The organism is Rhodoferax sp. GW821-FHT10B06, assembly GCF_059415605.1.
Window position 1 is genome coordinate 334,471 of the sequence record NZ_JBWKNO010000002.1, and the last position, 22,177, is coordinate 356,647.

Sequence of the window (22,177 nt, forward strand, 5' to 3'; positions counted from 1 at the left end):
TAAAACTCTCAATGAATAACTGTAACGGCGGATGGATTGACGAATTCCAATCCGCCAATATACATATTATTCAAATAATTTGGCACCTTCAGTTTATCGGTCATCTTTTTCTTTATGGCCCAACGAGCTTCATCCTCCAAGGCCAATATCAATCCTTGATCCAAAACAATATCAAACCGATATGACGACCAATCCGCCCTCAGTTTTTCAATTTGTATTTTTGTAGCCTTAGAAACAATTTTCTGAGCAACCTCTGGATTATTGTTGCATATCTTCGCGGCATGAATCAATGCACCTAAAACCTTTTTCACAGTTTCAGGATGCTGCGAAATATAGTTCTGCGTTCCAACCATGTTATAGATGCTTTCATATACATCCTGACCATAAAAAACAACACCATTATTTCCAAGTTTCTCCATCGCATTGCCTAAATATGGTTCCCATATAGCAACCGCATCCACCTTTCCTTCTGCAAGTGCAGCAGGCAATTCTTCCGGCTTATAGTTATGCACTGTCACTTCAGTTGTCAGCAATTTTTGTCGATTAAGAAATGCGTCCAAAGTAAAGTGAGCCGATGTCCCTAGAGGAACACCAACATTTTTCCCTTTTAGATTGCTAGGCACATTGATTCCTCTGTCTTTTCTGCCAACAATTCCATGGTCTTTTTCTCCCGAAAAAATTGTTGCAATTACAGAAATTGGAGTTGCATCCAAACCAGCAAACATTACAGGAATATCGGCAACCGTACCTAAATCAGCATTCTTTTGAGTAATCGCTGCCATGGCAGCTTTTCCACTGGTATAAGGTTTAATTGAAACCTGAAGTCCTTCATTTTTAAAAAAACCCTCTTCCTGGGCAACAATGACGGAACAACTACCCACATATTCAGTATTCACGGCCAAAACAACTTGCTCGGACTGCAAATTCGCTGACACCAGAGATGCATATTTGAACCAAATAAAAACCCCAAACAACACGGCCAACAACAAACTAACTCCGCCCACCAGCATAAATATGGAGGCTTTTCGCATACCAGGTGTCTGTATCTCTTTCATCATCGAGGTGCCCTCAAAGCATTTATAACCTTTAAACAGGCGATTGCCGCCTTATTTCCGACATCCTTTTCTTCATGCCAGGCAGACACGGAGACTGCAACAATATTTGCAAAAGAAAGAGTTTTAAAAAGAGCCTCAATCTCTGAATACGTTGGGCCATTTTTCACATGATACTTTAGAGCAGGAGTTTCCGTCTCTGCATCCACCACATCGGTATCCCAATGAATATATAGGCTTTCATCGGAATTAAAATGCTTGAGAACCTCAGAAATACCACAAACAGTAATTTTCGAATTGTGCAATGCATCTTTTTCAGAAGCATCAAGATCGCGGGCATCTGATAATATGATTTTATTTTCAGCATAAGGGGTAAAGCCGATATCCGCAAACATCGAATTTAAGGCCTCATAATGGGAACCACCTTGCTCAATTCGACCAACCAACATAGCCAGTGGCATACCTCCAATATATTTTGTGATCGATGTCTCCCAAGTATGAAAATCACCATGGGCATCCAGCCAAAGAATACGATCAGGTGTTTTTCCAGCCTTTTGCAAACCGCTTAAAACACCCAATGTAGAAACGCAATCTCCAGCAACGCTAATGGGACGCAAACCCATGCTTGCCAATTCTTTCACTTTATTTGATAGCACATGATAAATCCCACCCATTCTTCGTAGCTTTTCATCTGGATCATCAATACTTGCTTTGTCCAGTTCAGAAACAGCAAGCACGTCCCAAACATGATCGTCTAACTCTCGAAGACGACAAAGACCATCACGTCTTTGCCCCATTAAGAACGGAACAATCAAATGATTGTTCATAACCAGGTTTCCGAGTTCATCTCATAACCCAACGAGCCCATCATGCTAGCAACCTCTTCTCGGCGACCTAGCGTAAGCAGCAAATCATTCCTTTTTCTCCATCGCTTCAGTGCTGGAGTCTCGGTTGCCATTAAAACAGGGAGATCTTTTAGGACTTCCATTTCATGTAACCCTAAGTATTTTTCAATTCTTTTAACCACCGCAAGTGGTGTCATCAAAAAATCCTCAAAAGCAACCCGAAGAGCATCTACACCACTAGAAATAATAGCTTGATGTGAAGACAACCATTGATTAAGGCAAACATTCTCCAATTTTTCATTTTGGAAATCTCTCCAATTCGGCGGCAAATCAAACTTCCACCAAGATTTTCCAAACGGAACGCAATCAGAGTAATCCTCGATATTTAAACTTAGCCCACATTTTCTTAAGTCATGGGAAAAAAACCCCACAGGAGACAACCAACCATCCATCAAACCATTGACAGACTGCGCATATCCACGCGTCAAGTGAATATATTTAACGATGGCGTTCGGAAAAATATCCTCATACATTCCGATTCGGTAAACATCCGGTGGAGTTTTAAAAAGCAAAACTTTACTCTCAACATCCTCAGCACCAAATGGTCTCCGTTTAATTCTTGGCATGACAAATGGGGGCTCCTCAATTTTTAAGCACTCATCAAACCAGAGATTTTCATTTACAGATAAATTTCCATCGTAATAATTGATTCGCCAAGCCTCATTCTCAAAAACCTTGGATAGAACAAATTTATCTAGATCACGCTCATTTTTTACATGAGCCCAATTTCTACTTTCATCAAAAATACTGCGTAAAGTACGAAGAAGATCCTCAAAGCAAGCACTCTTCGAAAACTTCACAGGAAATTGCAACAAAAATCTTTTTGCATATTTTTCCACCAGAAAATTCGCCCCGGGAACATCATCCGAAAAGGTAGAAAGCCCGTCGAAAATATTGTCAATCAAACATTTTTTATTATTTAAATTACCAATCGCATCACTATCCGAGTTATACCCAAAGCCATTTTCTGTTAATACAAGAAAAGGCTCAATCTCACCATCCAATGAAGCGACGCCAGGATGCGATTCCAATGCATTTTTTAACAAACTTGACCCTGATCGAGGGCTACACAAAATCACAGCCACTCTTTTCACCAAAACATTCAGCTCGGAATGTTGGATGTTTCGAGCTGCATTCACGGCCTTGATGAGATCACCCGGCATCATTCCACTTTTGCCACTCTCTTCATAAGAAACGCGTGAAACACTTTAGTTTCTGATTTATCGGCCGACTCACGCCCTATCGCCTTCACGGAAAATCCAGCCTCTTTGGCAAGTTTTTTTACTCGTTCCGTTTCTCCAAAATTGGAATGTATAAAATATATACGACCATTTGGATTCAAATGCTCTCCAACCTCTGCAAAGAAACGTGTGTTTGTTTGGAAGTCCGTGTCCCATTGTGCCCTGGCAACTATATCGTGGGCAAATTTATCCCTAAATGGAATATTCGCCGTAATAACGTCAAACTTTTGACCCTTCAGGTTATCAAACAAATTAGACTTAACAACCTTCATGATTTTCTCAAAACCATGAGATTTGGCATTATATTTTGCACTTTTAATTGCGGCGGGATTAATATCAACGCCAACTACCTTACCCGCTCCTTGATAGCAAGAAAAAATAGCAATAACACCTGACCCCGTTCCAACATCCAGTACGCTCTCTCCACTCTGCACGTGGAAATTTTTCACTAGAGGCTTGCTATCCGTAAACGGCCAAAATGTATTTGGGTAAACCAAAAATTCTTTTCCCAAATATTTAACAACCTTTCCTTCAGGCGATACCGATTTGAATAATTTTTGCCGCCCCTTTTGCCAGCGATTTATTTTTGCATCTTCTAAAGCAGATTTATTTTCCATAAGTTCCACCTTTTAAAAAATTAAACAACCATACCTCATCGACAAAAAACCAGATCGTTGCATTCAGCCTGCAAAATCTCAATCACCCGGATAATCATTTAAAATACAAAAAACCTTATTGGGCAGCGAATAACCTCAAATCCAAGCAATCAACTTGGTTCACCAACAAAATCATTCGATACTGGCGCGGTTAATTTATTAACCGGAAGCTCAATCCAAAAAGTGCTACCGAGACCTACGGCACTGTTAACGCCAATTTCCGCATGCATGGCTTCTATTATTTTTTTAGTGAAGGCAAGACCAATTCCAGAGCCCTCCTCCTGAGATTTCTCTCTTCCAAGACGATTGAATGGCTGGAATATTTCTTTTAATTGCTCGGAACTGAGCCCAATCCCAGTATCCACGACAGAAATTCGAATGCGGTCAGTTTTTATGGGTTGACAATATACTGTGACCGTTCCATGTTTTGTGTTGTATTTGATTGCATTTGATAATAAATTTATCAATACCTGCTTCAGTCGTGTTTTATCAGAGAACACGAACAGATCAATATTCTCCGGATAAGTCATTCCAATTTTATATTTTTCTGCTATGGGTCCTATCATTGTCTGACACTCATCAAAAATGAGCGCCAAGGGAATCAACTCCAATGAAATAGATATATTCCCTGATTCAACCTGCGCAATATCGAGAACACCGTTAATTAATGTGAGCAAATGCTTTCCCGCACTTTCAATATGCGTAGCAAATTTTCTCTTTTCTTCAAGTGTCGATGGAATCGACTCTGATTTCAGGATTTGTGCAAATCCAAGAATGGCATTGAGCGGCGTGCGTAGCTCATGGCTCATATGCGACAGGAATTTTGATTTTTCCTGATTGGCGCGTTCCGCCTCCTTTTTTGCCGCCTCCAGCTCTCGGTTCAATATGTTGAGTTCAGCAGCATGGGTGCGTTGGCGCTGCTCCAAAATCGCGTTTTCGATGCGCAACCGCCGCGTCTCCAGTGCGCGCGCAAGGACGGGAAGAATGACCGCTATTTTGAAAGGTTTGACAATGTAGTCATGGGCACCGACTTTCATTGCCTGCACCGCAGAAGCGATGGAGCCCTCACCCGTCATGATGATGCAGGCGAGATTGGGGTCCATCTTGATTGCCGCTTGCACTAAGGCAATACCGTTGATGCCAGGCATCATCAGATCAGATAGCAACAAATCGAATGTCTCTGTTTGCAGCAACTCCAGCGCAACCTCTCCAGAGACGAGACCGGTTGTCCTATAGTCGTGGCTACCCAAAATATCGCACAAAGCGCGCATGTGCACCGCTTCGTCGTCAACGATCAGGATATGGGGATTGGGATGGACTCCCGATTCGGCCATCAGACCTCCTGTCTGCTGTTGAAACCAACAATTAATTCGCAAAACATCTTTCCTGCAGCAACGTCAGGAAACCACGTAATGCGTAATAAAAACCAACTTGCCCCAAACGTTGTTTAGCATGTCGCACATGCTCAAAAACTGCAATGGGGACTCTGCTACAGAGGTGAGGAGGAACAGAGTAGCTGCGAGTCCGCCTCCTCAATATTGAGGATAAAACGCACCTCGAATTGCCATTTAAATTGTCAATATCGAAGATGAGACGACCATAGCATCACCGTTCAGAAAATCAATCAGCGCCGCTTGGCATCTCTGGCACGCGGGCCGCATCTGGATGTGTTCGCAATCGTCAAAGTTTGCCTTCCTCGGTTGGTCCGATCGAACAGGAGTAAGAATGTCAAAGCTAGCTTGTACTCTTTGGCTGACTGGGCTCAGCGCCTCCGGTAAAACCAGTTTGGCTCAAGCGCTGGCTGAAGCACTCACTGCGGATGGGGCGTCGTGCCAAGTACTGGACGGCGACCTGATACGTCAACAGCTGAGCCGCGATCTCGGCTTCTCGCGGGAAGATCGCCGTGAAAACATTCGCCGCGTCGCCAACTTGTGCCGTCAATTGAATGACGAAGGAACTCTGGCCATTGCTGCGCTGATATCTCCGTACCGCGATGACCGGAACATGGCACGCCAAACCATAGGTCCGACACGGTTCATTGAGGTGTACTTGGCGACCCCCATGGAGATATGTGAGGCCCGCGACCCCAAAGGCCTCTACCGTCGGGCACGCAGTGGCGACATTAGCAGCTTTACCGGAATCAGCGCCCCGTATGAAGCGCCACTGTCCCCCCATTTGTCCTTCAATACGGGAATACAAGATTTGAACGAATGCGTCCGCTTGAGCATGGACATACTTGCGGCACGCTTGCTTGATTAAGTGCGAGCAACACCACAACTAATTACTTGCACAACGTCCCATCAAGTGCGCTCCTTAGGGTTCGCAGGGTAAGGACCGCCAAGACCAGGCTGAGCGCGCCCAGCAACACCGTGGCAAGAACCCAGAGCGGTGCGCTACCGCGCAACTCCGCGTACCTCAACGCCGCATTCACCAGCGCAGCCATGGGGAAGCTGATCGCCCACCAGGCCGCAGAAAACCTCACACTGGGGCGGAACACCTTAGGCGCGACCACGGCGAACATGAATAGTGCGAAGTAGAACAGCAGCGCAGCAAAACGGTCTATGCTGCCCACGATATTGCTGTAGGCCAGAAAGCCCACCGCAAACGGCGCCACCAGAATCATCAGCGACGGCATCATGCCCGGCACGAGCGGATCGCGGTGCACCAGCCGGCTAATAATCATCGCGAAGAGCACCAGCGCCAGCACGGCGCCGACCGCACCGGCGAGTAAGTTCACCTCAGCCACCCAGGCCATGGGTATCTGTGCGCCAGTCACCGGGATGTCCAGCGTGGCCACGCACGGCACAATCCAGGCCGGCACTGCATGCGAAGCGTCCACCTGGCCGTTGAACAGGCGCGAGACCACGAGGTAGCACAGCACAAAGGTTGCCAGCACACCCACGGTCCAGATAGTGCTGGCCGCTGCCGGGCTATACGGACCGGCAACGGCAGACAGCAACAACAACGAGATCGCGATGGTGCCAAAGAAGTTGCCGCTCACCGGGTGTTGAAACTCGGCCCGCACCGCCTGCGGATACTTCACCAGCTTCGTCACATAGCCCCAGGCCAGCAGCAGAAAAACGCCCACGGCGAATGCGCCTACACCCTCGCCGATCCAGGCCGGCACCCCCAGGCTGCTGTGCGCCAGCCGCCAGGCCAGGGCCAGCCCGCTGAGTCCCATCACCGCGCCAAACAAATTGACCGGCAGGTTGCGGATCGACGCTGCGGCAGGCGGCGAATGGCGCACGGCGGACGTGTCGAGAGACGGGTTCAGGGACGGGGTGATGGACAGGTTTGGCACGATGAACCTTTTGGCTGAATTTGCATGAACATATATTTTCTGCCAGACTCCGCCCACTGTCTGCGCCGACATAAGGCGTTTTCTGCCAATCATTGGGCAATGTCTGCCATGCGTATCGCCATACTCGCTTTTCCCCGTTTCCAGCTGCTGGATATTGCAGGGCCCGCAGACGTTTTCGTCGAAGCCTCGCGCCAGCTCGGCAATCCAAACGCCTACCAGGTGCAGGTCATTGGCACCGAAGAAGGCATGCTCAAAAGCAGCGGTGGGTTGCGCCTGGCCGTCGACGCCACCGTGGCCACACAGCGCGGGCCTATCGACACCTTGCTGGTCGCGGGCAGCCCGAATATCGAGGACATGGCCAGCGACCTGCCACTGCAAGATTGGCTTCGACGGCAGGCGCGCAGCGTGCGGCGCTATGGCTCGGTCTGTACCGGCGCCTTCGTACTCGCGGCCACCGGCCTGCTGGACGGCAAGCGGGTCGCAACCCACTGGAATTCTGCCGCCCGCTTGGCGGCGGCCTACCCCGGCACCTGCGTCGAAGCCGACGCCATCTACGTGCAAGACGGCAAGCTGTTCACATCCGCAGGCGTCACCGCCGGCATGGACCTGGCCCTGGCGATGGTGGAACAGGACCATGGCCGCGAGCTTGCGCTGCGCGTGGCCCGCGAGCTGGTAATGTTCCTCAAGCGCCCGGGCGGGCAGAGCCAGTTCAGCGCCCACCTGGCGGCACAGACAGCAGAGCGATCCAATGTGCGCGAGCTGCAAGACTATGTGCTGGCAAACCTGAAGCACGACCTGTCCGTGCCGCTACTGGCGGCCAAGGCCGGCATGAGCGAAAGAAGCTTTGCCCGCATCTTCCGCGCCGAGACCGGCACCACGCCCGCCGAGTTTGTAGAAAACGCCCGCATAGACGCAGCCCGCCGCCTGGCCGAAGAATCAGACTGGCCCGCCAAGCGGCTGGCCGATGCTGTCGGCTATGCCAACGTGGACGGCTTCAGACGGGCATTTGGTCGCCGGCTGGGGGTGAGCTTGGTGGAATACCGGAGGCGATTTGCGGGATGAGGATGGAGGGGCGACGGGCACGCAATCCTGAGGGCCCAATGGCACAGCCCAAAGGATGCTTTTCTTGAGCCTATTCAACCCTTACTCGACGGACCATTCAAGGTGCGTGGCCCAGCCAATCCAGATGTCGAGCGGAGCATAGTTGTTACAGTTCTTGAAACTATTGGACAACGACATGGATTCCGAATCGCTTTATCGTCAGCTTGGTCAGCTTCTCGCCGATGTGCCGGAATTTGGATTGCGAGGAACCCTGAACAGGGAAACGCTAACGTGGCTGGGTCGTGCAGGCGCGTTAATCGAAATTGCCTCAACACCCGTAGAGGCGGGGAACTTTAGGATTGCGGCCGACAATATAGTGGGGCCGTTGCGGGCAACCAATGCGCACGCCGTCATGTCCATTCTCAGTCGTGCGTTCGCGCGCGCCGAACTGACCGCGCCGGTCACCGCCCAGGGCGCATTCATACCGGTAGGCGGCCACTTCGATGTTTTTCAGATCGTCGGGAAATTGTTCAGCAAGGCCACGACTGACATTTTGCTCGTGGACCCGTTTGTGGATCAGTATGTACTGACGCAATACGCTGCCTTGGCTCCGGAAAACGTAACCATCCGAATGCTTGGAGATGAGCGCCGTAGGGTATGTGGCGCGAAGTTAGTTGCCGCAATGGTCGAGTGGGAGAGGCAATACTCCACGACGCGGCCCGTCGAAGCCCGTCACTCATCGGCTCAATCGCTGCATGACCGCTTGGTTGTGATTGACAGAGCGGAGGCTTATACCGTGGGGCAATCCTTCAAAGACATTGCAAAGAGTTCGCCTACGTCTTTCATCAAAGTGCCGCTTGAAATTGTTTCGGAGAAAATTGCGGCATACGAAGCTCTTTGGGCGATGGCAACGCCCCTACGATGACGGTGGGCATTTGCTCATGAAGATAGTTCTACTTGGCACGCAGCATCCCTTGCAGGAAGCATCTCCTCGCATCAAGGCGGCCGTGCTTACTGCCTTTACGGACCACCTTCGAGCTATCTGCACGAGCCATGCGATCGCTGCAATCGGCGAAGAGATGGATTTGCAGACTGTCAACGACTGGCCGGGGCGACCGAAGCGAGGCTCGATCCCTGAAACAGTAGCGAGCGAAGTCGGAATTCCGCACCGGTATTGTGATCCTACTCAGGAAGAACGCGTGCTCATTGGTGCCGTCTCAATCGAGACAGACCCGTCGAGGCGGGCGTTTTTAAAACAGCCTGACGTGCCCGCCGAAGATTTGGAGAGGGAGCAGATGGTCCGGTATGGGCGACGGGAGGAGGAATGGTTACGACGGGTCCGCGCTATGGACAGCTGTTCGTTTGCGGGATAGACCACCTCACCACCTTTTCCGAAAAAGTGATTGCGGGGGGCTTGGACTTGGAAGTCCTGCCGTCCTATCCCATACCGGATGGCGCGGAGTTGCAGCGGCCCAAGCCGCTCGACCTCAGCGGGGAAGAAAAGAAAATTACCCCTTAACCAGCACCCGCAAATCCCGCCCCACCGGCACTCTCCCCCGCACGTTCTGCTGCACCGACTCGGTCAGCAATTCCGCCAAGCGCTGCACCGGCGGCTCAGGCTCGTTGCTGGCGCGGCGCAAGGCCAGAGTGATCTGCGGTAGCGCCGGCAACACGGTTCCAGCGCGCTCAATGGTGCGCACATGGGCCGGCAGGCCAAACGGTGTGCGCACGCACAGGCCCAGGCCGGCCGAGGTGGCAGCCCACAGCGCGGCCAGGCTGGAGCTGGTGAACACGTAGCGCCAGGGCATACCGGCGCGCTCCAGCGTGTGGGTGACGATCTCACGCAACGGGCATGGGGCATCGACGACGACCAGCGGTATCGGCTCTTGCAAGCCCCTCTGCGCGCCGCGCCCCACCTTCTGAAGCTGCTGCCACCAGGGTGCGTCCAGCGCGTCCATGTCGGCCGGGCCTATCCACTGCAGTGGCAGACGCAGCACGCTGTCGGTGCGCGCATCGGCAGCGTCTAAGCCCACGTCCCAGAACATCGCCAGGTCCAATTGGCCCAGCGCCAATTTCTCGCGCAGCACCGCGCTGGTGGCCACGCAGGCCTCGATGCGCACCTTGGGGTGGGCGCGGGCAAAGCGGCCCAGCGCCTCGGGCAGCACGGCTTCGCCCAGGTCTTCCTGCAGACCCAGGCGCACCCGGCCTTGCAAGTCGGTGCCGCGCACGGCGGCCACGGCTTCGTCGTTCAGTGCCAGCAGGCGATGGGCATAGGCCAGCAGGGTTTCGCCAGCATCCGTCAGCTCCAGCCCACGGCCGGACTTGCGCAGCAAGGGCGTGCCAGACTGCGACTCCAGCTTCTTCAGCTGCGCGCTGACGGCCGACGTGGAGCGGCCCAGGCGGTCCGCCGCGCGGGCGTAGCTGCCGAGTGCGATGCCGGTGGAGAAGCTGCGCAGCATGTCGATGTCGTAGGTGACTTGGCCCATGGCAATCATCCTGATTATCAAAACATTTAGTCTACTATTTTCTGATTTTCAAAACAGTCTGCGCTGCCCACAATCTGCCGCATGACACACCAAGCGACTCTTTCCAACCCCCTCGTCATCTGCCCGCCGCCGCGCCACCGCTGGAAGGTGCTAGCCGCCGGCGTGGCCGCGAATGCGGCGTTTTCCGTGGCCTTCAGCGGCATCCCGATGACGGCAGTGCTGATGCGCGACGGCTACCGGCTGGACAACGCCACCCTAGGCCTGGTGCTCGGCCTGATGGGCCTGGGCATTGCCATCAGCGAGCTGCCCTGGGGCCTGCTGACCGACCGCTGGGGTGACCGCCCGGTGCTGCTGACCGGCCTGGCCAGCACCGCGCTGGCGCTGGCAGCGATGGCGCTGTGGGCGGCGCCGTCGGGTGGGCAGATTCCGCCACTGGGCTTGCTGGCCGGCGGCCTGGTACTGGTCGGGCTGCTGGGTGGCAGCGTGAACGGCGCCAGCGGCCGGGCGGTGATGCTGTGGTTTGCTGATGGCGAGCGCGGCCTGGCCATGAGCATCCGCCAGACCGCCGTGCCGCTGGGCGGCGGCATTGGCGCGCTGCTGCTGCCGGCCGTGGCACTGCAGCACGGCTTTGCCGCAATCTACAGCCTGCTGGCCGTGCTGTGCCTGCTGGCCGCGCTGCTGACCTGGGCCTGGGTGCACGAGCCGGCGCTGGTTCCGCACGCCAAACCCAGCACCGCCGCCGACCGCAGCGGGCCGCTACATAACCCGTTACATGGCCCGTTACGTAACCCGCGCATCTGGCGCACCGTGGCCGGCATTGGCATTCTGTGCGCGCCGCAGTTTGCCGTGCTGTCTTTCGGCACGGTGTTCCTGCACGACTACGGCCACGCCGGCCTGGCGACCATCACCGCGGCGATGGCGCTGGTACAGGTCGGCGCGATGGTGATGCGCGTCTGGAGCGGCCGCTGGACCGACCAGCGACGGAATCGCCCGACCTATCTGCGGGCCTGCAGCGGGCTCAGCGCAGCGCTGTTTGCGGGGTTGGCGCTGTTTAGTGCGCTGGCCGACGGCGGGCAGCTGCTGGCCTCGCCGCTGCTGCGTGGCAGCTTGCTGGTGTTGCTGGCCATCTGCGGCATCTGCGTATCCGCCTGGCATGGCGTGGCCTATGTGCAGCTGGCCAGCTGCGCCGGCGCGCAACGCTCCGGCACGGCGCTGGCGATGGCCAATACCTGCGTCTTCAGCGTTTGCTTTGTAACGCCGCTGGCCCTGCCGCATCTGCTGGCGCTGCAGGGCTGGCCGCTGGTGTGGCTGCTGGCCAGCGGCTGCGCATTGATGGCGCGGCCCTTGTTGGGTGGTGCCAGAGTACAACCCAAGTAAAAAATGTAAGAAATCCACCTCTGGCGCTGATAGCGCCTGCGCTAGCAGCTACAAACTCCATAGCAAAGACGCCTAAGTGACATGATGTCTGACGATGGCATGGAATCTGCTGATAATGTCGCCGGCAGACGCTGGGGTATTTACCAATCCCTCCACCGCACGATGCGAGCACCATCGCAGTGCACGTCTGACTTTGCGTTTTGACATATTTGGAGAACCATGAAAAATCTGAGCAAACTGGTCGTGGCCCTGGGCTTGACCGCCGCCGCTTTGGCAACCCACGCCGCAGGCACCCTTGTCTATTGTTCCGAAGCCAGCCCCGAGGGCTTTGACACCGCGCAGTACACCGGCGGCCAGACCTTCGATGCGGCCGGCATGGCCATCTTCAACCGCCTGGTCGAGTTCGAGCGCGGCACCACCAAGGTGGTCCCCGCCCTGGCCGAGTCCTATGACAGCGCCCCCGACGGCCTGACCTACACCTTCCATTTACGCAAGGGCGTGAAGTTCCACACCACCGAGAACTTCACACCCAGCCGCGACTTCAATGCCGATGACGTGGTGTTCACGTTCATGCGCATGTTCGACAAGACCACGCCATTCGCCAAAGCCTACCCGGTGCAGTTTCCCTACGCGGGCGACACCGGCCTGGACAGCAACGTGGCCTCGGTGCGCAAGACCGACGACAACACCGTGGTCTTCCTGCTGAAGAAGCCCGACCCCGACCTGCTGGCCAAGATCGCCATGCCGGTGTTCTCCATCCTGTCGGCCGAGCACGCCAACAAGCTGCTGGCCGCCGGCACGCCCGCGCTGATCAACCAGCAGCCCGTGGGCACCGGCCCCTACATCCTGAAGCGCTACCAAAAAGACTCGCAGATCCGTTACGCGGCCAACAAGCAGTACTGGAACGCCAAGGACATCAAGCTGGACAACCTGATCTTCGCCATCACCACCGATGCATCGGTGCGCGCCCAGAAGGTCAAGGCCGGTGAATGCCAGGCCATGTCCTATCCCAAGCCGCAAGACCTGGAAAGCCTGAAGGCCGACCCCAAGCTGAAGGTCATCAGCGCGCCTGGCTTCAACATCGGCTACCTGTCGTACAACACTGAAAAGCCCATCACCGGCAAGCTGGAAGTGCGCCAGGCGCTGGACATGGCGATCAACCGCAAGGCCATCATCGAGGCCGTGTACCAAGGCCAGGGCCAGGAAGCCACCAACCCCTTCCCATCCTCGCTGTGGTCTTACAACCCGGCTTTGAAGAACGCCCCCACGAACATCGAAAAAGCCAAGGAGCTGCTGAAAAAAGCCGGCTACCCCGATGGCTTTGAGATCAATCTGTGGAGCATGCCGGTGGTGCGCCCCTACAACCCCAACGCCAAGCTGATGGCCGAGATGATCCAGGCCGACTGGGCCAAGATCGGCGTCAAGGCCAAGATCGTCAGCTACGAATGGGGTGAATACCTCAAGCGCATGAAGGCCGGCGAACAAGACGCGGGCTTGATCGGCTGGAGCGGCGACTACGCCAGCCCCGACAACTTCCTGGGCGTGCTGCTGACCTGCGAATCCGTGGGCGGCAACAACTACGCGCGCTACTGCAGCAAGGAGTTCGACGGCCTGGTGCTGAAGGCCCGCAACAGCCTGGACCAAAAGGAACGCACCGCGCTGTACATGAAGGCGCAAGAAGTCTTCAAGCGCGACCTGCCCTGGTCCACCATTGCCCACTCCACGGTGAGCCTGCCCACCGCCAAGGGTGTGGACGGCCTGAAGATCAGCCCGTTTGCTGTGTTTGACTTCGCGGGTGTGAGCTCGAAGTAAGCCCCTATCGTCAGTCCAGAAAGCAAGGTAACGGCACAGTTCGTTACCTTGCTTTTTTGTTTTAAGCAGCTATGTTCCTCTACATCCTCAAACGCTTGGCCGTGGTGATTCCGACCTTTTTCGGTATCACCCTGCTGACCTTTTCCCTGATCCACATGATCCCCGGCGACCCCATCGAAGTGATGGTGGGCGAGCGCACGCTGGACCCTGTAATGCACGCCGAAGCCATGCACCGCCTGGGGCTGGACCAGCCACTGCCAGTGCAGTATTTTCACTACCTGGGCCAGCTCGCACGGGGTGACCTTGGCGCTTCACTGAAGACGCAAATCCCCGTCTGGACCGAATTCAAAACCCTGTTCCCCGCCACGCTGGAGCTGGCACTGATGGCCTTGCTGTTCGCCCTGGTGGTCGGCATGGTGGCGGGCGTGACGGCGGCGGTAAAACGCGGCTCCATACTGGACCACGGGGTGATGACGCTGGCACTCACCGGCTATTCCATGCCCATCTTCTGGTGGGGCCTGGTGCTGATCATGGTGTTCTCCAGCGGCATGGGCTGGACGCCTGTGTCCGGCCGCATCGACCTGGCATTCGACATACCGCCCGACACCGGCTTCATGCTGATCGACGCCTGGCGCGCCCAGCGTGCCGACCCGGGCCTGAACGGAGGTGCGCTGTGGGACGCCATCAAGCACCTGATCCTGCCGACCATCGTGCTGGGCACCATTCCGCTGGCGGTGATTGCGCGCATGACGCGCTCCAGCATGCTGGAGGTGCTGCGTGAAGACTATGTGCGCACCGCCCGCGCCAAGGGCTTGTCACCCGCACGCGTGGTGTTCATCCACACGCTGCGCAATGCGCTGATACCGGTGCTGACCGTGATTGGCCTGCAGGTCGGCACGCTGATGGGTGGCGCGGTGCTGACCGAGACCATCTTCTCCTGGCCCGGCATCGGCAAATGGCTGATCGACGCCATCAGCCGGCGTGACTACCCGGTGGTGCAAAGCGGCATTCTGCTGGTCGCCAGCCTGGTCATCACCACCAATTTCATCGTCGACATCCTGTACGGCGTGGCCAACCCACGCATCCGACACCAGAAATAGAACCCCCATGTCTACCCTACCCCTTCCCGTGACCGACGAGCTGGAACTCGCACCCGGCACACCTCCATCCAGCTGGTCAGAGTTCTGGCGCAGCTTCACGAAGAACAAAGGCGCCGTCATCGGCCTGTGCTTCATGACCCTGGTCTGCCTGGCAGCGCTGTTCGCGCCCTGGGTGGCGCCCTACAGCCCGGTTGAACAATTCCGCGAGCATTTCCTGACACCGCCCGCCTGGGTGGCCGGTGGCTCCAGCCAGTTCCTGCTGGGTACAGACGAAGTCGGGCGCGACATCCTCTCGCGCCTGATCCACGGCGCGCGGCTGTCGCTGTTCGTCGGCTTCTTCTCGGTGCTAATGGCACTCATCCCCGGCGTGGTGCTGGGCCTGTGCGCAGGCTTCTTTGGCAAGGCGCTGGACTCCACCATCATGCGCATCATGGACATCATGATGGCCCTGCCCGCGTTGCTGCTGGCCGTGGCCATCATGGCCGTGCTCGGCCCCGGGCTGGGCAATGCGCTGGTGGCGATTGCCGTGGTGTCGCTGCCCGCCTATGTACGCCTGACCCGCGCCTCCGCCATGACCGAGCTAAACCGCGACTACGTGACCGCCGCCCGCCTGTCAGGTGCCGGCACGCTGCGCCTGATGTTCGTCACGGTGCTACCCAACTGCATGGCACCGCTGATCGTGCACGCCACCATGGGCTTCTCGGCCGCGATTCTGGAAATCTCGGCACTGGGCTTTCTAGGCCTGGGCGTGCAGCCGCCCAACCCCGAGTGGGGCACCATGCTGGCCTCGGCGCGCGACTACATCGAACGCGCCTGGTGGGTCGTCACCCTGCCCGGCCTGACCATTCTGCTGTCGGTGCTGGCGATCAACCTGATGGGCGACGGCCTGCGCGACGCGCTGGACCCCAAACTGAAAACTGCGGCCTGATCCCGCGAAAAGAAACACGATGAGTTTGTTAAACATTAAAAATCTATCCGTAGAGTTCGGCCCACAAGGCCGCGCTTTCCGGGCGGTGGACGGGCTGGACCTGGCCGTGTCCCAGGGTGAAATCGTCGGCATCGTTGGCGAATCCGGCTCCGGCAAGTCGGTGACCATGATGGCCCTCATGGGCCTGCTGGACGGCCAGGGCCGCATCACCGCCGATACGCTGAACTTCGACGGCCAGGACCTGCTGAAGATCACCCCGGCCCAGCGCCGCAAGCTGCTGGGCAAGGACATGGCGATGATCTTCCAGGACCCGATGACCTCGCTAAACCCCAGCTTCACCGTCGGCTACCAGATCATTGAAGTGCTGAAGCAGCACCTGGGCCTGCGCGGTGCGGCGGCCACGGCCCGCGCGGTCGAGCTAATGGAGATGGTGGAAATCCCTGCCGCCAAGAGCCGGCTGGACGTGTACCCGCACCAGCTGTCCGGCGGCATGAGCCAGCGCGTGATGATCGCCATCGCCATTGCCTGCAAACCGCGCCTACTAATCGCCGACGAGCCGACCACGGCACTCGACGTAACCATCCAGGCACAGATCATGGACCTGCTGGTGAACCTGCAGAAAGCCCACAACATGGCGCTGGTGATGATCACCCACGACCTGGCCGTGGTGGCCGAGGTGGCCCACCGCGTGGCCGTGATGTACGCCGGCCAGGTGGTGGAAACCGGCAAGGTGGACCGCTTGTTCGACCACCCGACCCACCCCTACACCGACGCACTGCTGCAGGCCGTGCCCGAGCGCAGCCACGGTGCGCGCCGCCTGAGCACCCTCAAAGGCATGGTGCCCGGCCAGTACGACCGGCCCAAAGGCTGCCTGCTGTCGCCGCGCTGCCCGCGCGTGCAAGACCGCTGCAAGGCCGAGCGCCCGGCGCTGACCCAGCACGAGGGAGACGCCGTGCGCTGCTTCTTCCCGCTGAATGCGGAGGTGGCGGCATGAGCGCGATTGTTTTAGAAGCCAAGAACCTCACCCGCTACTACGCCGTCAGCCAGGGCACCTTCAAGCCCAAGCTGCAGGTCAAGGCGCTGAACGGCATTTCCTTCCAGCTGCAGGCCGGCAAAACGCTGGCCGTGGTGGGTGAATCCGGCTGCGGCAAGAGCACACTGGCCCGCGCACTGACGCTGATCGAAGCGCCAACGTCAGGCAGCCTGGTGATGGACGGCCAGGCGCTGGACACGGCCAACCCGGCGCAACGCAAAGCCATGCGCAGCAAGGTGCAGATGGTGTTCCAGAACCCCTACGCCTCGCTGAACCCGCGCCAGAAGATCATCGACCAGCTGGCTGAGCCGCTGCTGCTGAACACCAAGCTCAGCGCCGCAGAACGCACCGCCAAGGTCCATGACACCATGCGCCGCGTCGGCCTGCGGCCCGAGTTTGCGCAGCGCTACCCGCACATGTTCTCCGGCGGCCAGCGCCAGCGGATTGCGATTGCCCGGGCGATGATTCTGCAGCCGAAGATCCTGGTGGCCGACGAGCCCACATCGGCGCTGGACGTCTCCATCCAGGCCCAGGTGCTGAACCTGTTCATGGACCTGCAGGAAGAGTTCCAGACCGCCTACGTGTTCGTGTCGCACAACCTGGCGGTGGTCGAGCATGTGGCGAATGACCTGATGGTGATGTACCTGGGCCGCGCGGTCGAGGTCGGCGCCAAGGGCCTGATCTTCGAGCGCCCGCTGCACCCCTACACGCAGGCCCTGCTGTCGGCCACGCCGTCGATCGACCGGCACCAGCGCAAGGTGAAGATCAAGATCACCGGCGAGCTGCCCAGCCCGCTGAACCCGCCCACAGGCTGCGCCTTCCACAAGCGCTGCCCGCACGCCACTGCCCGCTGCTCGACCGAGGAACCACAGCTGCGCCCACTGCTAGGGCGCGAGGTGGCTTGCCACCATGCGGAGAGTATCAACGCAGCTTGATTGCAGTTGGCACTTGCAGATGAAATAGGCTGCTAGCGTAGGAATAACCTGCGCTAGCAGCTATTTTTTTAGTAGCAAATTAACCAAACATGGCACCGGGACTTCTGGCATACATGGAACGCTCCCATACAACAGTTAGGCCTCGGCGTGGTGCCTAGCTGATGCGCAGCGACATACCCGCTTTTTTGGGAAGAAGCGAAGCTTCAAAGCCATAGCGCTCGTAAAACCGCGGCGTTCCATGGTCAGCCATGAGGCTTACGTAGGCGGTTGGCAGAGCCGTTGCGTGGATATACGCCATGAGTCGCTGCATGACGATGTGACCAAGCCCCTTCTTCTGATGCTCTGGAACAACGGCAATGTCCACAATTTCGAAGAAACAGCCTCCGTCACCAATGACGCGGCCTATGCCCACCGGCACTTCGCCCCAATACACGACCACGCTGAACAAGCCATTCTTGAGACCGATTGCCGCAGCCTCCGGGGACTTTCTACTCAGCCCGGCCGCAAGACGGATGCGAATGTAGTCGGGAACGCTGGGTATTTCTTCTTTGATGGTGTAAGTCATAACCTCAAATATAGGGCGGCAACGTGCCCACGAATTCACGAAGACCAGACCTGCTGCCGTCGCTCCCGCTCGGCTTGACCATCAGAGCAAGCGCTATGCATTCACCCATTGCAAAACGTACGCTTAGCGTATATATTTGCGATCCATGACTCAAGCACAACAGGTACTTCTTCGCGATGCGATGCGGCGGCTCAACATGACCCGAGAGGCCTTCGCTGAGCGAATTGGCTCTCGAAAGCGCGCTCTTGACGCTTGGCTCCTGCCCGACGAATCGGCAGAGTACCGGGCAATGCCCGAGGTTGTGCGGCGGTTCGTAGGGGAAATTCTTACCCAAGCCAGTGCGATAGAAAAAAGTACGCAAAGCGTATACAGCACAAATGCAAATCCATCGGATGCCTGGCCGGGAACAGTGCACTTGCTGTCTGTCTCTCAATTCAGCCGCGAAGCAGTGGAGGCGCTGTTTTCTTTGGCCGACGTGATGCAGCCGATTGCGCGCCGCCGCAAGGTTTCCCGGGTTCTGGAGGGCGCAGTGCTGGGCAATCTGTTCTTTGAAGCCAGCACCCGAACCCGAGTGAGCTTTGGCGCTGCGTTCTGCAGACTCGGGGGCTCCGTTTGCGACACCACGGGCTTCACCTTCTCGTCCATGGCCAAGGGTGAATCCATCTACGACACAAGTCGCGTCATCAGTGGCTATGTGGATGCACTGGTCATTCGGCATCCAGAGCAAGGCTCGGTGGCAGAGTTTGCAAGCGCGACCAACATCCCCGTGATCAACGGTGGCGACGGCCCAGGCGAGCACCCAAGCCAGGCGCTGCTGGATCTGTACACGATACAAAGAGAGTTTTCACACATCGGCAAGCTGATCGACGGCTCGCATATCGTGCTGACGGGTGACCTCAAATATGGGCGCACGGTGCACTCCCTGGTCAAGTTATTGACGCTCTACCGCGGCATGAAGATCAGCCTGGTTTCTCCCCGCTCATTGGAGATGCCACCCGAACTCGTCAATCTGGCTTCCAGCCGGGGGCATGTCGTCGAACAATCCAACTCCTTGCGCACGGCCGTGGTGGGGGCCGACGTACTTTACGCAACCCGGATACAAAAAGAACGGTTTACCGAGGAAGCGATAGATGGCTACGACCAAAGCTTCGAGGTGAATCGCGCCCTTCTTGATGCCACGGGCAAAGCCGACACCGTGTTGATGCACCCCCTACCCCGAGACAGCAGGCCCGGCTCCTTCGACCTGAGCGTGGACTTGAACACCGACCCTCGACTGGCGATTTTCCGGCAGACCGACAACGGCATTCCCATCCGCATGGCGCTGTTTGCGCAAATGCTCGGAGTCGACAGCCTGGTCCAACGATCCATGCGCGACGCGTCGTGGAGATCGCCGGCACATATTGGGCCCGATGACGCCCTGCTTGCCGACGAAGCGTAAACGCACATCGGCACTGGAATATGCGTTCGGATACCTCACCACGCCCACTCTTGCGGTACAAAACAGCCTACAGCGCATATTCCGCGTGCGCTAGCAGCTACTTATTTAATAGCAAATTCAGCTTTTGAATAGCGTCTAGGCGGATACGCCCCAGTCAGCACAGCGGCGCGATGGCATCCGCAACGACCTGGGCCATGGCTTCGGCTTCGGCACCACCCTGGCTGCGCAGTCCGTAAACCACACCCTCCCGATCAGGCCGGGCGCGGTTCTGGCTCACCTTCCATTTGCCGCGCAGCGAGGTCAACGTGATCTCGATGCCGACGATGGCGCGCAGCATGGTGTCGATGTAGTCAGCTGGCGCATCGCTGACCTCCCACGGCACCGGGCGCTGGGCCTCGTGGCGCTCGGTCAGACGGGTGACAAAGGCGCGCAGCCAGTCCGCATCGTCTACTGCGCGCAGCGGGCCGCGCGCTTGCACCATGGTGTAGTTCCAGGTCGGCACGCCCTTGCCGGTGGCCGCCTTGCTGGGATACATGGATGGCGAGATATAGGCCTGTGGCCCCTGGAACACCACCAGCGCATCGACATCGGTACGGGACTCACGCCACAGCGGGTTGGCGCGGGCCACGTGGCCGCGCAGTATGCCGGGGCCTCCAGCCGGGTCGGGCTCCCACAGAAACGGCAGGCTATTGGCCACCAACCCGCCCTCCATATCCTGTGTGACCAGCAGGCCCAGCGGGTGTGCGTTGAGCAGTGGCTGCAATACCTCGGGGCGGGTTTCTTCAAAGTGGGCGGGCAGGTACATGGAATGGGTGCTCCGTAAAATGGCCCTTCATACTAAGATTATTTAACTCAATCCAAGGGGCCATTTCTTGGCAAACCAAAGAGCCGTTTCGGGCCAGTTGCGCCAGCAGGTCTATGTACAGCTGCGCGAATCAATAGAGACCGGAACCTTGCCACCCGACAGCCGTTTGCCGGCCTCGCGCGAGCATGCGCGGGTGCTGGGTGTGTCACGCAACACGGTGCTGTGGGCAGTCGAGCGCCTGCAGTCCGAGGGCTACCTGGTGGGCCGCGTCGGTGATGGCACCTACGTGGCACAACGCAGTGCGCCCTTGCGTGGTAACACGCGCGCCCCGCAACTGGCCGCGCACCAGTTGCTATCGCAGCGGGGCCGGCTGATTGCCGAGGTCGGGGCGCGCTGGATTCCAGCCAACAGCAACGCCCTGCCGTTTCGTATCGGTCGGCCGGCGCTGGAGGAGTTTCCGTTCGCGCTATGGCAGCGGCTGGAGCGACAGACGCCGATCGCTACGCGCACCACCAATGCTGGCTATACCGAAGCCGCAGGCCACCCGCTACTGCGCGCCGCCATCGCCCAATGGCTGCTGGTGTCGCGTGGCATCCGCTGCGACCCGGGTCAGGTGCTGATCACCGCCGGCTCGCAGCAGGCCCTGGACCTGGTGGCGCGGCTACTGCTGGATGTGAGCGACGAGGTGCTTGTCGAAGACCCGGGCTACCCCGGCATCCGCGCCAACCTGGTCGCACAGGGGGCGCTGGTGCGCCCGGTACCGGTGGATGACCAAGGCCTGTGCATTGCCCAGGGCGCCGCCCAATACCCGCAGGCCAAGCTCGCGGTGGTGACGCCCACCCACCAATTCCCGCTAGGGGTCAGCATGGGCCTGGCACGCCGCGCGGAATTGATTGCCTGGGCCCAAGCCAAGCGCGCATGGATCGTGGAAGACGACTACGACGGCGAATTCCAGTACGGTGCACAGCGGATTCCGGCGCTATGCAGCATGGCGCACGGCGCACGGGTGCTGCATGTGGGCACGTTTTCCAAGTCGCTGGGCGCTGGGTTGCGGCTGGGCTTTATCGTGCTGCCTGATGCACTGGTCGATGCATTTACCCAAGGGCGGGCACTGAGCGACCGGCAGTCGCCGGGCGCGGTGCAGGACGTGCTGGCCCGCTTCATCGCAGACGGCTATCTGCTGCGCCATCTGCGGCGCATGCGCGAGCTGTACCACGAGCGCCAGGCCGCCATGATCGATAGCCTGGCACGTGCCAGCCACGGTGCGATCCGGCTCACTCCCAGCCTGCAAGGCATGCATCTGGCATTGACGGTGGACGCACATGTGCAGGACACCGAACTCAGCCAGCGCGCACACGATGCCGGCGTACTGCTTGCGCCGATCTCCCGTTACTGCATGGAGGCGCGGCGCCGGGGCTGGCTGTTCGGATACGCGGGCTACAACATAGCCGCGCTAGACCGGGCGGCACGGGCGCTAGGCCCCTTAGTGAGTCAGTGAGCGC

General features: G+C 57.6%; 20 protein-coding genes. 11 read left to right on the forward strand and 9 right to left on the reverse strand.

What is annotated here, in order from left to right; all coding sequences use genetic code 11:
* Positions 1–8 precede the first annotated feature (8 nt).
* The 5 genes from AC07O2_RS04340 to AC07O2_RS04360 all read right to left on the reverse strand — a co-directional run bounded on the left by AC07O2_RS04340 (position 9) and on the right by AC07O2_RS04360 (position 5,188).
* Positions 9–1,055, reverse strand: a complete 1,047-nt coding sequence (locus tag AC07O2_RS04340) for an ABC transporter substrate-binding protein (protein WP_495074507.1) — start codon at positions 1,053–1,055, stop codon at positions 9–11.
* A complete protein-coding gene (locus AC07O2_RS04345) occupies positions 1,055–1,879 on the reverse strand; it encodes an arginase family protein (RefSeq protein WP_495074508.1) in 825 nt (274 codons plus the stop codon). The genes AC07O2_RS04340 and AC07O2_RS04345 overlap by 1 nt, the downstream gene beginning before the upstream one ends.
* Positions 1,876–3,120, reverse strand: coding sequence for a hypothetical protein (locus AC07O2_RS04350; RefSeq protein WP_495074509.1), 1,245 nt, complete (start codon positions 3,118–3,120; stop codon positions 1,876–1,878). Before AC07O2_RS04350 ends, AC07O2_RS04345 begins: the two co-directional genes overlap by 4 nt.
* Positions 3,120–3,815, reverse strand: coding sequence for a methyltransferase (locus AC07O2_RS04355; RefSeq protein ID WP_495074510.1), 696 nt, complete (start codon positions 3,813–3,815; stop codon positions 3,120–3,122). The genes AC07O2_RS04350 and AC07O2_RS04355 overlap by 1 nt, the downstream gene beginning before the upstream one ends.
* Positions 3,816–3,964: 149 nt before the next feature.
* On the reverse strand, positions 3,965–5,188 hold the full coding sequence (locus AC07O2_RS04360; protein WP_495074511.1) for a sensor histidine kinase: 1,224 nt from the start codon (positions 5,186–5,188) through the stop codon (positions 3,965–3,967).
* Positions 5,189–5,579: 391 nt separating this feature from the next.
* Between AC07O2_RS04360 and cysC the strand changes: the two genes are divergently transcribed.
* Positions 5,580–6,113, forward strand: coding sequence for an adenylyl-sulfate kinase (gene cysC, locus AC07O2_RS04365; protein WP_495074512.1), 534 nt, complete (start codon positions 5,580–5,582; stop codon positions 6,111–6,113).
* A gap of 22 nt (positions 6,114–6,135) precedes the next feature.
* Here the strand turns inward: cysC and AC07O2_RS04370 are convergent, their stop codons facing one another.
* The gene (locus AC07O2_RS04370; RefSeq protein WP_495074727.1) at positions 6,136–7,146 is read right to left on the reverse strand and encodes an SLAC1 anion channel family protein; all 1,011 of its coding nucleotides are present in this window, start codon (positions 7,144–7,146) and stop codon (positions 6,136–6,138) included.
* A 117-nt stretch (positions 7,147–7,263) separates the two neighbouring features.
* Here AC07O2_RS04370 and AC07O2_RS04375 point away from each other — a divergent pair, with 117 nt between their 5' ends.
* The gene (locus tag AC07O2_RS04375; RefSeq protein ID WP_495074728.1) at positions 7,264–8,217 is read left to right on the forward strand and encodes a GlxA family transcriptional regulator; all 954 of its coding nucleotides are present in this window, start codon (positions 7,264–7,266) and stop codon (positions 8,215–8,217) included.
* Positions 8,218–8,392: 175 nt separating this feature from the next.
* Positions 8,393–9,121, forward strand: a complete 729-nt coding sequence (locus tag AC07O2_RS04380; protein ID WP_495074513.1) for a hypothetical protein — start codon at positions 8,393–8,395, stop codon at positions 9,119–9,121.
* Positions 9,122–9,704: 583 nt separating this feature from the next.
* Here the strand turns inward: AC07O2_RS04380 and AC07O2_RS04385 are convergent.
* Positions 9,705–10,682 (reverse strand): LysR substrate-binding domain-containing protein, encoded by a 978-nt coding sequence (locus tag AC07O2_RS04385; RefSeq protein ID WP_495074514.1) that lies wholly within the window; start codon positions 10,680–10,682, stop codon positions 9,705–9,707.
* 81 nt (positions 10,683–10,763) lie between these two features.
* Between AC07O2_RS04385 and AC07O2_RS04390 the strand changes: the two genes are divergently transcribed.
* The 6 genes from AC07O2_RS04390 to AC07O2_RS04415 all read left to right on the forward strand — a co-directional run bounded on the left by AC07O2_RS04390 (position 10,764) and on the right by AC07O2_RS04415 (position 17,867).
* Positions 10,764–12,059, forward strand: a complete 1,296-nt coding sequence (locus AC07O2_RS04390) for an MFS transporter (RefSeq protein WP_495074515.1) — start codon at positions 10,764–10,766, stop codon at positions 12,057–12,059.
* Positions 12,060–12,278: 219 nt separating this feature from the next.
* A complete protein-coding gene (locus AC07O2_RS04395) occupies positions 12,279–13,871 on the forward strand; it encodes an ABC transporter substrate-binding protein (protein ID WP_495074516.1) in 1,593 nt (530 codons plus the stop codon).
* Between the two features lie 71 nt (positions 13,872–13,942).
* Positions 13,943–14,971, forward strand: a complete 1,029-nt coding sequence (locus tag AC07O2_RS04400; RefSeq protein WP_495074517.1) for an ABC transporter permease subunit — start codon at positions 13,943–13,945, stop codon at positions 14,969–14,971.
* A gap of 7 nt (positions 14,972–14,978) precedes the next feature.
* The gene (locus AC07O2_RS04405) at positions 14,979–15,899 is read left to right on the forward strand and encodes an ABC transporter permease subunit (RefSeq protein WP_495074518.1); all 921 of its coding nucleotides are present in this window, start codon (positions 14,979–14,981) and stop codon (positions 15,897–15,899) included.
* A gap of 19 nt (positions 15,900–15,918) precedes the next feature.
* On the forward strand, positions 15,919–16,893 hold the full coding sequence (locus tag AC07O2_RS04410) for an ABC transporter ATP-binding protein (protein ID WP_495074519.1): 975 nt from the start codon (positions 15,919–15,921) through the stop codon (positions 16,891–16,893).
* On the forward strand, positions 16,890–17,867 hold the full coding sequence (locus AC07O2_RS04415) for a peptide ABC transporter ATP-binding protein (RefSeq protein WP_495074520.1): 978 nt from the start codon (positions 16,890–16,892) through the stop codon (positions 17,865–17,867). The genes AC07O2_RS04410 and AC07O2_RS04415 overlap by 4 nt, the downstream gene beginning before the upstream one ends.
* A 154-nt stretch (positions 17,868–18,021) precedes the next feature.
* On the opposite strand, the gene AC07O2_RS04420 is transcribed toward AC07O2_RS04415, so the two are convergent.
* Positions 18,022–18,432 carry a GNAT family N-acetyltransferase gene (locus AC07O2_RS04420; protein ID WP_495074521.1) on the reverse strand — a complete coding sequence of 137 codons (411 nt, stop codon included), beginning with the start codon at positions 18,430–18,432 and terminating at the stop codon, positions 18,022–18,024.
* Between the two features lie 145 nt (positions 18,433–18,577).
* On the opposite strand from AC07O2_RS04420, the gene AC07O2_RS04425 reads away from it, so the two are divergent.
* On the forward strand, positions 18,578–19,870 hold the full coding sequence (locus AC07O2_RS04425; protein WP_495074522.1) for an aspartate carbamoyltransferase: 1,293 nt from the start codon (positions 18,578–18,580) through the stop codon (positions 19,868–19,870).
* 154 nt (positions 19,871–20,024) lie between these two features.
* Here the strand turns inward: AC07O2_RS04425 and AC07O2_RS04430 are convergent, their stop codons facing one another.
* Complete coding sequence (locus tag AC07O2_RS04430; protein ID WP_495074523.1) at positions 20,025–20,675, reverse strand: FMN-binding negative transcriptional regulator; 651 nt, start codon at positions 20,673–20,675, stop codon at positions 20,025–20,027.
* 67 nt (positions 20,676–20,742) lie between these two features.
* Between AC07O2_RS04430 and pdxR the strand changes: the two genes are divergently transcribed.
* Positions 20,743–22,173 (forward strand): MocR-like pyridoxine biosynthesis transcription factor PdxR, encoded by a 1,431-nt coding sequence (gene pdxR / locus AC07O2_RS04435; RefSeq protein WP_495074524.1) that lies wholly within the window; start codon positions 20,743–20,745, stop codon positions 22,171–22,173.
* The last annotated feature ends 4 nt before the right edge of the window (positions 22,174–22,177 follow it).